Origin of the sequence: Agrobacterium tumefaciens (genome assembly GCA_025559845.1) — a bacterium.
Lineage (GTDB): Bacteria > Pseudomonadota > Alphaproteobacteria > Rhizobiales > Rhizobiaceae > Agrobacterium.
On record CP048471.1, the window covers coordinates 256,548 to 270,340 of the forward strand.

At 56.2% G+C, this 13,793-nt stretch carries 9 protein-coding genes and 5 pseudogenes; 9 read left to right on the forward strand and 5 right to left on the reverse strand.

All coding sequences use genetic code 11. From position 1 onward, the window contains the following. The first annotated feature begins 173 nt into the window (after window positions 1-173). Window positions 174-620: pseudogene (locus FY156_28545) on the forward strand (ATP-binding cassette domain-containing protein). 350 nt (window positions 621-970) lie between these two features. After that, the gene (locus FY156_28550) at window positions 971-2,113 is read left to right on the forward strand and encodes a Fic family protein (protein ID UXS05494.1); all 1,143 of its coding nucleotides are present in this window, start codon (window positions 971-973) and stop codon (window positions 2,111-2,113) included. 91 nt (window positions 2,114-2,204) lie between these two features. On the opposite strand, the pseudogene FY156_28555 reads toward FY156_28550, so the two are convergent. After that, a pseudogene (locus FY156_28555) lies at window positions 2,205-3,101 on the reverse strand (filamentous hemagglutinin). Between the two features lie 108 nt (window positions 3,102-3,209). Here FY156_28555 and FY156_28560 point away from each other — a divergent pair. Together FY156_28560 and FY156_28565 are read left to right on the forward strand one after the other, a co-directional pair. Further along, window positions 3,210-3,491 (forward strand): type II toxin-antitoxin system ParD family antitoxin, encoded by a 282-nt coding sequence (locus FY156_28560; GenBank protein UXS05495.1) that lies wholly within the window; start codon window positions 3,210-3,212, stop codon window positions 3,489-3,491. Continuing rightward, on the forward strand, window positions 3,481-3,798 hold the full coding sequence (locus FY156_28565; protein ID UXS05496.1) for a type II toxin-antitoxin system RelE/ParE family toxin: 318 nt from the start codon (window positions 3,481-3,483) through the stop codon (window positions 3,796-3,798). Before FY156_28560 ends, FY156_28565 begins: the two co-directional genes overlap by 11 nt. A gap of 270 nt (window positions 3,799-4,068) precedes the next feature. Here the strand turns inward: FY156_28565 and FY156_28570 are convergent, their stop codons facing one another. After that, window positions 4,069-4,971, reverse strand: coding sequence for a LysR family transcriptional regulator (locus FY156_28570; GenBank protein ID UXS05497.1), 903 nt, complete (start codon window positions 4,969-4,971; stop codon window positions 4,069-4,071). An 81-nt stretch (window positions 4,972-5,052) separates the two neighbouring features. On the opposite strand from FY156_28570, the gene FY156_28575 reads away from it, so the two are divergent. Next, window positions 5,053-5,853 (forward strand): SDR family NAD(P)-dependent oxidoreductase, encoded by an 801-nt coding sequence (locus tag FY156_28575; protein UXS05498.1) that lies wholly within the window; start codon window positions 5,053-5,055, stop codon window positions 5,851-5,853. A gap of 469 nt (window positions 5,854-6,322) precedes the next feature. On the opposite strand, the gene FY156_28580 is transcribed toward FY156_28575, so the two are convergent. Then, complete coding sequence (locus FY156_28580; protein UXS05618.1) at window positions 6,323-6,766, reverse strand: transcriptional regulator; 444 nt, start codon at window positions 6,764-6,766, stop codon at window positions 6,323-6,325. Window positions 6,767-7,107: 341 nt separating this feature from the next. Here FY156_28580 and FY156_28585 point away from each other — a divergent pair. Beyond that, window positions 7,108-7,494: pseudogene (locus FY156_28585) on the forward strand (DEAD/DEAH box helicase). A 12-nt stretch (window positions 7,495-7,506) separates the two neighbouring features. Here the strand turns inward: FY156_28585 and FY156_28590 are convergent. Further along, window positions 7,507-7,851, reverse strand: a pseudogene (locus tag FY156_28590) (DCL family protein). A gap of 426 nt (window positions 7,852-8,277) precedes the next feature. Between FY156_28590 and FY156_28595 the strand changes: the two are divergent. Further along, a complete protein-coding gene (locus FY156_28595) occupies window positions 8,278-8,865 on the forward strand; it encodes a hypothetical protein (GenBank protein ID UXS05499.1) in 588 nt (195 codons plus the stop codon). Then, the gene (locus tag FY156_28600; protein ID UXS05500.1) at window positions 8,855-9,799 is read left to right on the forward strand and encodes a nucleotidyl transferase AbiEii/AbiGii toxin family protein; all 945 of its coding nucleotides are present in this window, start codon (window positions 8,855-8,857) and stop codon (window positions 9,797-9,799) included. Before FY156_28595 ends, FY156_28600 begins: the two co-directional genes overlap by 11 nt. A 341-nt stretch (window positions 9,800-10,140) precedes the next feature. Here the strand turns inward: FY156_28600 and FY156_28605 are convergent. After that, window positions 10,141-10,383, reverse strand: a pseudogene (locus FY156_28605) (hypothetical protein). Window positions 10,384-10,567: 184 nt separating this feature from the next. Here FY156_28605 and FY156_28610 point away from each other — a divergent pair. Further along, window positions 10,568-13,543, forward strand: a complete 2,976-nt coding sequence (locus tag FY156_28610) for a Tn3 family transposase (protein ID UXS05619.1) — start codon at window positions 10,568-10,570, stop codon at window positions 13,541-13,543. Window positions 13,544-13,793 lie beyond the last annotated feature (250 nt).

Consider the following 13,793-nt stretch of genomic DNA (forward strand, 5'->3'; position numbering starts at 1 on the left):
CGATCTCCAGTTCATGATTTAGATACCCGTCGACCGAGAGCCGCGCACCAGAATATTGCGTAATGTAGGATTTTCCTTGCCTCCCTGCCCTCCACACTTGGCAATTGATGAATGATCCTCATAGGTCTATTCGTGAAGGTACACCTTATTCAGAAGAGAGCGTTTCCCCATCTTCGACGACGATGAACAACGTCGAAAGGAAATGCCAGATGAAGAAAACCCTTGCTGCTACCGTTGGCCTTCCCGTCTCGTTTCTTGACAGGTTCCCCCATCAGCTTTCTGGCGGGCAGCGCCAACGTGTGGCGATTGCCCGCGCTCTTATTCTCGAGCCGTCACTGTTGCTGCTTGATGAACCGACATCGGCACTCGACGTCTCCGTACAGGCTGAAATCATGAACTTGTTGCAGCGCCTGCGGGAGGAACGAGGTTTCACCTATATCATGGTCACGCATGATCTGGCCGTCGTCGATCACATGTGTGACCGTTTCGCCGTCATGCTGCATGGTGAGATCTCCGAGGTTCTCCCTCGCGAAGCAATCGCTGGCAACCAGGCCACCCACCCCTACGCACGGGAACTGATCGGCGCATCGCTGGCATATGAAGGCGTGCAGCTCGTATAGGCTCTAGTGTTAAGCATCCGGCTGGCTTGTGCGAGTTGTCGGAATTTGGAGGCCCAACGTTTCCATGGTCTTGAACAGATTCGAACTTGCGACAGACAAATTGAAGCCTGCGTTTTTTCAGACGCCTAGCCCGCACAGGCGATCTAATTATTGATCCGCTTGCATTTTCATCAGCTATTATCGGTCAACAATTTTCAGCCCTTATGACATAGGCTTTACACCAGGATGGCGAAATCGGTTCTGCTTGGTGCGCCCAGCTTTGGGTGGGTGCGGAGATTACAGGGAACAATCTCCGCAATTATGCGGAGATAGGTCTTGCTATTCTCCGCAGATGAGCCTTATCGTGGGATATGACTTATATCTGGCAGTCTAAGCTATGGCCGAAATTCGAGTGGAGCATTAACCACCTCGCATCAAGGATTGCGGCCGTACGCCTTGATCAAGGACGACTTATTGGTCGCGTCGAGAGCCTCGGCTTTCGTACGCGCGAGGCGACATTTCTCCGAGCTTTAACTGATGACGTCGTAAAGTCCTCAGCGATCGAGGGAGAGCAACTGGATGAGCAACAAGTGCGATCCTCGCTCGCCAGGCGGCTTGGTATCGATATCGATGGCTTCGTTACGCCAAACCGCTCGGTTGAGGGTATCGTCCATATCACGCTCGATGCCACAATCAATTGCGTGGAACCACTGACCGCAGAGCGACTATTCCAATGGCATGCGGCCCTGTTTCCGACTGGCCGCAACGAATGGGGCCATAGGCTTCGTGTCGGCGATTGGCGGGACGATTCCGGCGGCCGTATGGAAATCGTTTCTGGTGCATTTGGGCATGAAAAAGTTCATTATGTCGCTCCGCCCGCAGATAGCGTAGAAGCCGAGATGTCGGCCTTTCTAGAGTGGTTTAACGGATCGCACGAACTGGATCCCCTCATCAAAGCAGCAATTGCCCATCTCTGGTTCGTGGCGATCCACCCTTTCGGCGATGGCAACGGCCGAATAACTCGTGCAATAGCTGACATGACGCTTGCACGCGGTGGTGGGGGCGTGCAGCGGCTCTACTCGATGTCGGCAGCAATCGAGCGATCCCGCATAGGGTATTATGAAGCACTGCAATCAATCACCAGCGTGGAAAGCCTCGACATCACAAGCTGGATCGAATGGTTCCTCGATCGTTTGGGCAACGCTGTCAGCGAGGCGCTGCTGACCCTCGACAACGTTATACTGAAAAATGATTTCTGGCATACGCATGCCGCAAGCGAACTTAATCCACGACAAGCCAAGGTCATCAACCGGCTGCTAGAGGGCAATTTTCAAGGTAAGCTCACATCAACAAAGTGGGCGAAATTGACGAACGCATCCCAAGACACAGCGTCTCGCGACATTGCAGACCTGATAGCGAAAGGCGTACTGCAAAAAGGCGAAGCTGGCGGACGCAGCACGGCCTACGAGTTGGTTCTGAACTTTTCTGCGAACCACCCTCCTCGACCCGGATAGCATCCAGTCGTCAATACCACCTCTTCCGCGTAACCCGCTCCGCGCTTTGATCAGGAGGAGAGTGGCCCTGAAGGCGGGCAGATTGCCAGCCTAGCACGCATCCCGACGCATAAGCCGGCGTGAACAGGAGATCGATGAGATTGAAGCCCTGCCGGCCAGTGCAGGTCGCAAGTGCCGCGATATCGAGTGTACCGGCATCAAGGGCTTTGGCGACTTTACGGGCTGTCGCCAATTCATCTGGTGTCAGATCACCTGAGGACGCAAGCTTTGCCCCCAGTGCTTCGAAGGCCTCGCCAAGAGCCTTGCCGACAACGTCGATGCCCTCCGCGGCCGCTTTGAGGCTGTTGGTCGACAGATAGAAATCGACGGCGACATGCTTGTCCTTTGTGATTTCATAGGCGTTGCCCGGATCACGGTTGAGTTCGGAGAGCGGATCTGTTGCACCGCTCTGCTCGAGAGCAGCCTGCTGGTCTTGATTGCGAATGACGATCTCACCAGGGCCGACGGTGGCGCGAACGGTTTGGCGGGTATCGTCGAGCTGATAGCTGCCTTCGAGCGTGCTGTTGCCGACCGGATTGGCATCGGTTCCCTTGCCGCCGGTCAGATCGATACCGAGAGCCACACTGAAACCCTCATAACCCTTCTGGCCTTCAAAATCCCTGTGGGTAAGTGTGCCGGTATCAATCGTCAGGTCGCCTGTCGCCGAGACGATCTTCCCGGCATCGAGGTTGGTATTGCCGCCAACCGTGACATCCATCGTCCCATTGGAGACAAGGCCGGATTGTTCAGAGATCCAGTTGGTTGCGCCCGATCCCTTGCCACCGCCGAGCTGGATGCCGGAAAGGCCGCTTCCGCCGAGGCTGAGGCCGCCAGACGCGGATTTGTTGGCGCTTGTGCCGGTATCGGGAACGGAGACTAGGTTGAGATCGCCGCCAACTTTGGCCGTGACGCTGTCGCCGGAAACGACTGCACCCTTCAGGGTCGTGTTTCGATTTTCCTCAATCGAGGCTCTAAAATGGCACGAGCGCAAGACAATGTTGCCACTCTGCGCACTTGGTGGTAATAATTCCTACCAAATGCTATTTGGAGATTAAAGATGCCGAATGTTGAAAAGGTCAGCGTTTCGATGACGCCTCAACACGCAGAATTGCTCCGTGATGCTGTAAGCAGTGGAGCGTATGCTAGCGGAAGCGAAGTCGTTCGCGAAGCCATGCGTGACTGGTCAGCCAAATGGACGCAGAAGCGCGAAGATATCGTCAAGCTACGTGCGATGTGGGAAGAAGGCAAAGCCAGTGGGCCGGCTGCCGAAGTGGATTTTGATGCTGTGCTGGATGAAGCACGCGAGGAAATAGCGTCCGCCACTCCTCATGCCCGTTAAGCTTCTCTGGACACCGAAGGCGCGCGCTGACGTTAAAAACATCTACATTCATTTGGGTAAGGAGCAGCCGCGTAGCGCGGAACGGTACTTCGCCAATTTTCGCCGCAAGGCGGAATTGCTCATAGAGCACCCGTGTTTAGGAGAGCGTCATCCGGAAGTATTCCGAACCGCTCGTATGCTGGTCGAAGCGCCCTATGTTATCCTCTATGAAACAAGGCCCGACGCTGATGACGTTCCTGTGCATACCGTGGAGATCATCCGAGTGGTCGATGGACGGCGTGACCTTTCGGCACTGTTTAAGAGTTGATGCGGCTGAAGAGAGAGTGTCGACACCTTGAACGGAATCAAATCGCTAGGTTTCGGTTCCGCATAAGACTTCGCTATTTTGCAAACTGGTGGTCATTCCAACCTTACCGCCACAGCCGGTCGAAGCGCCCAGTCCATTTCCCAATAAAGCGCTTGATCTCCTAACCTGAAAAAAGACGTCGATAAAACATTGACTCGGTCCGAGAGCGTAGCTGGGCGGCGAGCAACCGTAACTATTTTTCTGACGCGCGCCATCGAGATGGCCTCGAATTCATCCCTCTCTTATCAAATCGATCAGCGCTCTTAACGACGCTGACGTATTTCGATTGTGAGGATAATACAGACAAAGCGGAGATGTCCGAGGCATCCATTCCTCCAGAAGCGAGATCAGTTTTCCGGCCTTGACGGCCTCTTTCGCGACCGAACGTGCAACATATGCAAGTCCCATCCCATCGATCGCGGCCTTGAAGATGAGAGACTGATCGTCAAGAAGAAGCTGCCCCGGTACCTCGAGCGTTGCAACCTCGCCAGACCATTCAAACTCCCAACGATATTGCCCGCCGTTCTTGTGTTGACTGCGAATGCATTTATGCGTCATCAGGTCGGCGGGAACCTTTGGTAGGGTTCTCTCTGCAAGGTAGGACGGTGAACCCACCACGCAAAAATCTAGGCCGAATTGAAAAGGCACCGCTACCATATCAGCAGGCACAGAGTCTCTTAGCCGAATTCCGGCATCGTAGCCTTCCAGGACAATATCTATCAGACTGGTTTCGGTCGTAAGTTCAATCTTGACGTCGGGACAGCGCTCCATGAAGTCCTGCAGTATTCCAGTGATGGCGTGTGCTGCGGTCACCGAACTGTTGATGCGAAGTACACCTTTCGGATGTCCCGCGTGACTTCCTGCCGCTTCAAGGGTACGCTCAATCTCTGCGAGTAAGGGGACAATGCGCCCAACGAGTTCCTTGCCAGCAGAGGTGAGGGACACGCTGCGCGTCGTTCGATTGAAAAGGCGGATCCCCAGGCGGTCTTCAAAGCTTTTGATCGTACTGCTGATTGCAGTTGGCGACATGCCAAGAGTATCGGCCGCGACGCGAAAACTGCAGGATTCCGCTACGGCTATTGCCGCTTTGAGTTCGACCAGACTACTTCTGCCAATTATCCCATTTATCGGCATAAGCCATCCCTTTTATCACAACTACTCAGCAGAATGATCGTCGCATATCTCTGTCCAATCGTTCAACGACGGAGACAAGACATGGATATGAATTTGAGAGGCAAGCGTGGTCTGGTGACGGGATCGTCCGCGGGGATTGGCGCGGCCATAGCCGCGATGCTCGCGGTTGAGGGAGCAGCAGTTGTGGTCCACGGGCGCGATCCGGAGCGTACCGAGAAAGTTGCTCAGTCGATCATTTCGTCCGGAGGCGATGCCGATACGGCGATCGGCGACCTGTCCAACGATGAGGGTGCCGATGCAGTCGCTGCGCAGGCCCTCCGAAATGGTGCAATCGACATCCTCGTCAACAACGCCGGCTTTTATCACCATCTCGACTGGCACACAGCGACACCGCAACGGTGGGTGGAAACATACGAAGTGAATGCCCTGTCTGGCGTGCGAATGATCCAGCGGCTTGTGCCCGCTATGGTCGGTCGTGGCTGGGGCCGGGTTATCCAGATCGGTGGTGGTTTGGCGAGCCAGCCAATCCCGATGCAGCCGGACTACGAAGCTTCGTTGGCAGCAAGACATAATCTCGCGGTCTCACTTGCGAGAAGGCTGAAAAATACCGGGGTCACATCGAACATAGTCTCCCCCGGAGCTATCCTCGTGCCCGCCGTCAAGGAATTGCTCGAAAAGATTGCCTCGCAGCATGGTTGGGGCGAGACCTGGGATGAGATCGAGCGCGGCTGCGTCAACGATATGGTCCCGAACGATGTCGGTCGCCTTGGCCGCCCAGATGAGATTGCCGGGGCAGTAACCTATCTGGCAAGCGGTTACGCGGACTACATCAGCGGCGCGACCATTCGCGTCGATGGTGGGACTGTGCGATCGGCTTTCTGATTTGAGTAAATGGGACACAGATGCTCGTGTCCCGGCGCGTTGTGCAAAGTCGTCAGGACGTGCCACAAGGCCGTCGGCGTTTCTGGTACGCTCGAGACCCGCCGGCGGCATGGACATTCGCGAGACGAAAGACGGGGAATACCTCTACTTGGCCCCGGTCGCGTTCGCGAACGACTTCGCCGGCGGCCTCGCGAGGCGAACGCGGAATTCTTCATCAGATCGAGAATCTTCGCCGCCAAGCAGGCGTTTGGGGCGTAGATCACCGTCCCCGTCTGGAGGACAAGGAAGGGCTGGGCGGGTTGTGCCAGTACTGATATTAGCCGGTGCTAAACTGCAAGCCCATCTGGTGCATTTGTGAATGCTCCTGCATTTCCCCGTAACGATGACGCTCGCAAGCTTTAGTGATAGGAGACCTTGTAGAATCCAATGCTGCATTAAACGGCAGCAGAAAGATCCTCGACAAATCAAACTAACCCACGCTTCTGGGAGACGTATCAGATTCGGCTGCAGTGCGCGAATAGCTGCGAGCCAGTTCAATGAACGCTCGCAATTTCTGGGGAACCTGCCGGCGGCCTGGGTAGTATAGGGAAAGCGCGGACGTGGCCGGTGTCCAATCGTCAAGAACCTTCTTTAGGCGACCGGTACTCAAAAACGGTGCGACCGCTCTCTCGGAAAGATAGGCAAGCCCCACACCGTTCAAAGCCGCATCGAGCATAAGCCCACTGTCGTCCAGTGTTAAACGACCTGGAACATTCAGGGTATAACTTCTACCTCCTCGCGAAAACTCCCAATGATAGATACGGCCACCTGTCATGCGGGCACGAATACACTCATGTCTCAAGAGATCTGCTGGTTCTTCTGGCATCCCTTGCCGCTGGAGATAGGCCGGCGAAGCAACCACGACCTCCCGAATATTTGGGCGACCTTCGATAAATGCAAAGCGGCATCTGGCACCGCTCATTTCTCGGAGTAGTGACGATGACACTTCTCATCATGGCTTTGTTGGAGACCGCCCCCCTTAGCGTCTGCATCACCCCTATCCTTTTGTTCGCGCCCACAAGCGCCGGTCAGCCGCTTGTAGGGAGTACCCTGTCTATATTCGCTGGTATGGCCCTTACATTCGCTATCGTGAGAAATCCTGCATTCCGAGGCCAACACGCTAGCTTAACCGGTCACCAGCTTCGGCAGCGAGCTCCTCAGCGCTTGTCTACTACACTTTCACTTTAGTGTGCGGCTGTAAGGCGCCCGGCTTCTGCGCCTTCGGAAAGCGACGACGCATATCATCGTTTCTCCAACATGATGGAACGGATCAATGAGAATGTCCTGACTGTCTTTGTGCCGAAGACCTTGATCCCGCTTCACGCGCTAACGGTACTGCAATGGCTCAAGGGCTTTTCCCTGCCGACGATTATTCGCAAGCGGCTGGATTACCTCCAACGGCGTGACGGTGAGGTCGATACGGCCAGTGTCATACGAAGCACACTTGAAATGATCGAAGGCACGGCCCGCTTTCTGGCACCGCGCTATTTCTCGGCCTACGTCGATGTGCTGAATCAGCACTTGAAGGCCATAGGCCGGGAAGACCTTATCGATCACGACCTCGACATCGGCGTTGCACTGGAATTCGGCGTTAGCACTGTCGCCGTATGCCACCGAGAATTCCTCCGCGTCGCTCTTGGGACGGCCTGCGACTGCCTGCACGTAACTGAAATCTGTGGGAGTATCGTCGACGCGAATGACCCAGAATCCAGGGCTCGACCATCCGTCGCCCTTATTCAGCCGCCGCTCAAACCGCCTTATGCCGGCCCCTATCTTCGAGGGGCCATCGGAAACGAGCAAATCAAATCGTTCAAGCAGCGCCGAGAGATCGCTGTGGTCCTGATAGTCAGATATGTGATCTCCGTCGTTATAGCGTGCCAGCATTTCCCGAAAATGCTGTTCGGCAGCCTTCTTGCTCTTAAATACCTTACCGTTCGTAAGCTCGACCGGTTTTACCATCTACTCCTCCAATACCACCCTTATCAGCACTTTTTCACGGATTTCGCGGACCACGATGGAGGGGAGACCGAGGGCATCCAACCGGTCGCGTCGATCAACGACCCATTGGATGCAAGCTGCCTCATCCAGCCGATCCAAAGCGATAATCTCATATAGAGCCACCGCGCCTATGCGCGACATCCCCAGCTCCATCAAGGAACGTAGGGTGAGGGCACGTCATGTCGTCGCTATCGTCCATGACCTTCCGGAGGGCAAGTCAGTTCCGGGATTTTCGATGTTCGAGTAGTAGATTTTTCCGGAAGTTCCCCTATATAATTCAATTATTTCAGTAAGCTATATGCTGATTTGCCGCCAAAATTTGCATGAGATTTGGAGAAAATTGCATTCACGACCACATGTCGCTATAGTGAGTGTAGGAGCTAACCCATGACGAAGTTACAGGAATTGAAAAGGCATCTGCGGTCCGGCAAGGTCTACCGTCGGGAGGATCTCGCCCGATGGTCGTCGTCTGTCGATCGGCATCTTCAGCAGCTGCTGGCAGAGGGATACCTGACCAAGCTATCGACCGGCGTCTATCACCGGCCGAAGCAGACCGCGTTCGGCAAGGCCCCTGCCGAGGATGACGCGCTCGTTGAGGCTTTCCTGAAGGATGACCGTTACCTCGTCACCTCGCCCAATGCCTATAACAGTCTGGGTGTCGGCGCGACGCAGCTCTATAACAAGACCGTCGTCTATAACCATAAGCGCCACGGCAACTTCATGCTGGGCGGCCGAGAGTTCGAGTTCCGCAGAAAGCCAGCCTTCCCCAAAACCCTGACCAAAGAATTCCTACTGGTCGACCTGGTCAACAATCTCGATCAGCTGGCCGAGGACCGCGATCAGGTGCTGGCCCGCGTGAAGGAACGTGCCCTGCAAGGCAATCGCACCGCCATCACCCGTGCTGCCAAGGAATACGGCATGGTGCGCACGCGGAAATTCTTCAACACCCTCGCCGCAGATCCACATGCCAGCTGATTTCCTCCATAGGCACAAGGATTTTGCTTCCCTGCTGCGCATCGTCGCTGACCAGATGAAGGTGCAGCCGGTGCTGGTCGAAAAAGACTACTGGATCATGCATTGCCTGTACGGCCTGCAGCAGTTGGAGATGGCGTTCGAGCTGAAGGGCGGTACCTCGCTCTCGAAAGGATACCGCATCATCAACCGCTTCTCGGAGGATATCGATATCCGTATCGAACCACCGAAGGCGATGGGGGTAAAAGCCGGCCCCAATCACGACAAGGCAGCGCATCATGAAAGCCGGAAGGGCTTCTATGACTGGCTGGCCGAGACGATCACGATCGACGGTATCCAGAAGATCGAGCGCGATACCGAATTCGACAACGAGACGTATCGCAGCGGTGGCATCCGCCTCTACTACCCCGAGACGACCGGCACGAAATCGGGTCTCAAGGACGGCGTGTTGCTCGAAGCCGGCTTCGACACGGTGGCTCCAAATATCAACAAGGACATCAGCTCCTGGGCCTACGATTACGCGGCATCGCGCGTGGACCTGATCGATAATCGCGCACTGGCCGTTCCCTGCTACGAACCCGGCTACACGCTCGTCGAGAAGCTCCAGACCATCTCCACCAAATATCGCAAGCAGCAAGAAACCGGCCAGTTCCCCGCCAATTTCCTCCGGCATTATTACGACGTCTACTGCCTGCTTGACCAACCGGACGTGCAAGCTTTCCTCGGCTCGGACGCGTATGTTGCCCACAAGCAGACGCGCTTCCCGAAGGCCGACAATCAGGACATCAGCAGCAATCCCGCGTTCAGTCTATCCGACTCAGAGACGTTCGGACTTTACGAACGCGCATACGAGCGGACGTCGGCGCTCTATTATCACGGCAGGCCCAGCCTGAAAGAAATCCTCGCCAGCATCACCTTCTACGCCGCGCGCCTCTGACTGATTCGTCGTATTCGATACTCTCCTTTTCCCGGTCTTTCACAAGCTTAATCGTCTTGCTAGCGTCTCACCAGATTGGTCTTGGTTGAAACAAGGGCTGCGCGAGGCACGTTCCCGCGGCCAGCGTGCGGCCATACGGGTCGGAGCAGACGGAACTTTTGGAACCACGGTCCTCACTGAACCGCATTTTCTGCTGATGCAGGACGTGGACGACCCGGAGACCGACGTTCTTTTCCTCAACCATCGATCAGGCGTTGCGACATTGACCAAGACCACATGGGCGGCACTTGAAGCGAGCAAAGACTTCGAGAACCTTCCTCCGCCTTAGGGGAGTGAGGCGGCTATACAATCCCCCAAGCGCGAAACCTCCCCCTCCCCGTCATCTCCCTAAGTCCCAGCTCCGCCACGATCCGCCGCGCCGCCTGCGGCGTGACCTCGAGCGCTTTCGCCACCATCCCGGCCGACACCAGCGGTTTGGCCATCACCAGCTCGACCAATTCCGGCAATTTTGAAGATGTGCGCCGCCCCTCCAGTTTCCGCTCGAACATTTTTAGCGCCAGCGTCAACCGGTCATGTTCCTTCATGGGGTCGGAACAAGAGCAGTCCGAAATCGTACGCTAAGGTCGAACGAAACCGGAACGATGCCGTAGATCCGATGTGCAACATCCGATCTCTGTGGATTGCCACCGACATGCGCCAATTTTGATTTCTCTGTCCGGCCCGACTCGACAACGCTTCGAGCAGATTGCTCATCAATGGAGTCGGGCGATGGCAAAGCGCAAGCTTCTTAAAGATCAAGATCGCCGGAAGCTTGTCGACATACCAGTCGACGAGGATAACCTAATCCGACACTATTCGTTGTCATTGGCGGATCGCCTGGAGATTGAACTGCGGAGACGTAATCACAATCGGCTCGGCTTCGCCATCCAGCTATGTCTAATGCGATACCCGGGTCGAGTGCTTGGAGCAGAAGAAACTCCGCCTCGCGCCATGCTGAAGTATGTTGCTGATCAGATCGGCGCCGCTCCAGACGAATTTGCCCTCTATGCACGCCGCGAAGAAACCCGTCGGGATCATATGGCGCGGCTAATGGTGTATCTGGATACGAGAAGCGCGACGCTGCAAGATCGCCGCGCCGCGCTATTGGCGGCAATTCAAGCGGCGACCATGTCCGACGACGGTGCTGCGATAGCCAGTTCGACTGTCGCCGCGTTTCGCGAACGCGGCGCTCTTCTGCCGGCGATCGACACGATCGAACGCATCGGCCTTGCCGGCCGTGCCATAGCCCGGCGGCGAGCAGAAAGAACCCTGATTGAAGACATCCCACTCGATAGGCTTCAATCACTGGATAGGCTGTTAGAGGTTGACCCGTCGATCGGCCAGACCCGCTTTCATTGGCTGCGTTCGGCACCAGAAGCGCCGGCCGCGTCGAACCTCGTCGGGCTGACCGAGCGGATAGCCTTTCTGCGGCGGCTGGAGATCGATCCGGAACTGCAGGCGCGCGTGTCATCCGGACGGTGGGACCAGATGATCCGGGAGGGCAACGCAACGCCGGCCTGGCTTGCCAACGACTTCAACGCCAGCCGTCGCCACGCTCTGATCGTGGCCCAAGTCATCAAGCTTTGCCAGAAGCTCACGGACGATGCGGTGACGATGTTCATCAAGCTGATGGGTAAATTGTTCTCGCAAGCCAACAATCGAAAGAAGCAGCGACAGATGGACTGCAGAGCGAATACCGCCAAAGCGCTGCGCATGTTTCTAGATACGATCACCGCACTGCAGTCCGCCAACGACTATGGTCGGAACGCATTGGATGTTCTCGACCAAAAAGTCGGTTGGGACCGGTTGCTTCGGATGAAGCCTGAGCTTGAGTCGATGGTCGACGACAACGAGGCACCGCCGTTGACCGTGGCAGCCGAACAATACGCGACCGTCCACAAATACATTGGTGCATTTCTTCAGGCCTTCACGTTTCGCTCGGCGCATCGCCACGACCCGCTTCTGGCGGCAATTGCACTGCTGAAACGGCTTTATGCCGAGAAGCGGCGGACACTCCCTGATCGCGTGCCGCTCACCCATCTCAGCCAAACTGATCGACGGCTTATCTTCGAACAAGTGAAACCTGATCGCCGTCTCTACGAGATCGCCACGCTAGCGGCTTTGCGAGACCGGCTTAGATCTGCGGATATTTGGGTCGACGGCAGCCGATCTTTCCGGCCGATTGACGAGCATCTGATGCCGCGGTCGACATTCATCACGATGAAGGAAGAAGATCGTCTCGGTTTGGGGGTCCAAGGCGACGGCGCGCAGTGGCTTGCTGAAGCGTGCCAGATGCTCGAGTTCAACCTGCAGCGTCTTGCGCACAGAGCACGATCCGGAAAGCTCGAAGGAGTTCGTCTTGAGGCCGGAACGTTGATCGTCACACCAACCGTCGGCGAAGTCCCCGTGGCAGCAGAGGAACTGAATGCCGAGATCAGCGATATGTATCCGTTGGTCGAGGTTCCCGACTTGTTAAGGGAAGTGCATGAATGGACCGGCTTTGCGGATCACTTCACGCATGTTCGCACCGGCGACATCCCGAAAAATGTCTCTGCCATGCTCGCTGGTGTACTGGCCGATGCGACGAACCTCGGCCCAAAGCGAATGGCGGGCGCCTCCAAGGGGATCAGCGCTCACCAGATTGGGTGGATGCGCACATTCCATGCCCGATCGGAGACCTACCGCGCGGCGCAAGCGTGCATCACCGATGTCCACACCCAGCATCCGCATTCGCGCCTTTGGGGCAATGGCACAACGTCGTCGTCCGATGGCCAATTCTTCCGTACGAGCGACCGGGCTGCAAAGCGCGGCGACATCAATTTGCATTACGGCAGCGAGCCCGGATCGAAATTCTATAGCCATCTGTCAGATCAGTACGGCTACTTCGGCATTTTGCCCATCAGTCCGACCGAAAGCGAGGCGGCCTATGTGCTCGATGGGCTCTTCGACCAGGACACGGTGCTCGACATTCAGGAACACTTTACCGACACGGGCGGTGCCAGTGATCATATCTTCGGGCTGTTCGCCTTGATCGGAAAGCGGTTCTCACCGCGACTGCGCAATCTCAAAGACCGGAAGTTCCACACGCTAGAAAAGAGCGGTGCATATCCGGCGCTGTCGAACCATATCGGGGCGCCGATCAACACCGCCCTGATTCTCGACCATTGGGACGATCTGCTCCATCTCGCGGCGTCGATCACGACGCGGTCCGTGGTACCGTCTACGATCCTGAAGAAGCTTTCTGCGTCTCCGAAGCAAAGCCATCTCGCGAAGGCGCTCCGCGAACTCGGTCGGATTGAGCGTTCGCTCTTCATGATCGAATGGTACTCAAGCCCGGCACTACGGCGGAGATGCCAAGCCGGTCTCAACAAAGGCGAGGCCGCCCATAAGCTGAAGCGCGCTGTCTTTTTCCACGAGCGAGGCGAGATCCGTGACCGGTCGTTCGAAAGCCAAGCTTTCCGCGCCTCGGGGCTCAATCTCGTCGTCAGTGCGATCGTGCACTGGAATACGGTTTATCTTGATCGCGCGGTCACACAGCTGAAACGAGCGGGGCGAGACATTCCTGATACTCTATTGAAACACATATCGCCGCTCAGTTGGGAACATATCAACCTTACCGGCATCTACACATGGGATGCCGAACATCAGATGCCGAACGGATTTCGATCGCTCCGCCTTCCGGCTAGGCTAAGGAACGCCGCGTAAGTTCTCATTCCGTTCGTCCTTAGCGTACGATTTCGGACTGCTCTTGTTCTGACCCCACAAGAGCGCGGTGCGCCCGACATCGACACGCAGGATCGTCGGCACAGGCTATTTTTCGGCGGAGCGGGCCACGATCAGGTCATGAACCTGCGGGCCGGTGCCACCGTGACGGACAAGGAAAGTCTCTGTCGAAGGCTGCCGCCATTCGACTTCCTGCCGGACTGCCAATGGATACCGGGCAGGTAATGCCACC

Excerpts from the sequence above, each read along its gene's own strand:
- FY156_28550 (UXS05494.1), top strand. The coding sequence starts at position 971 with ATGACTTATATCTGGCAGTCTAAGCTATGGCCGAAATTCGAGTGGAGC.
- FY156_28560 (UXS05495.1), top strand. The coding sequence starts at position 3,210 with ATGCCGAATGTTGAAAAGGTCAGCGTTTCGATGACGCCTCAACACGCA.
- FY156_28565 (UXS05496.1), top strand. The coding sequence starts at position 3,481 with ATGCCCGTTAAGCTTCTCTGGACACCGAAGGCGCGCGCTGACGTTAAA.
- FY156_28570 (UXS05497.1), bottom strand. The coding sequence starts at position 4,971 with ATGCCGATAAATGGGATAATTGGCAGAAGTAGTCTGGTCGAACTCAAA.
- FY156_28575 (UXS05498.1), top strand. The coding sequence starts at position 5,053 with ATGGATATGAATTTGAGAGGCAAGCGTGGTCTGGTGACGGGATCGTCC.
- FY156_28595 (UXS05499.1), top strand. The coding sequence starts at position 8,278 with ATGACGAAGTTACAGGAATTGAAAAGGCATCTGCGGTCCGGCAAGGTC.
- FY156_28600 (UXS05500.1), top strand. The coding sequence starts at position 8,855 with ATGCCAGCTGATTTCCTCCATAGGCACAAGGATTTTGCTTCCCTGCTG.
- FY156_28610 (UXS05619.1), top strand. The coding sequence starts at position 10,568 with ATGGCAAAGCGCAAGCTTCTTAAAGATCAAGATCGCCGGAAGCTTGTC.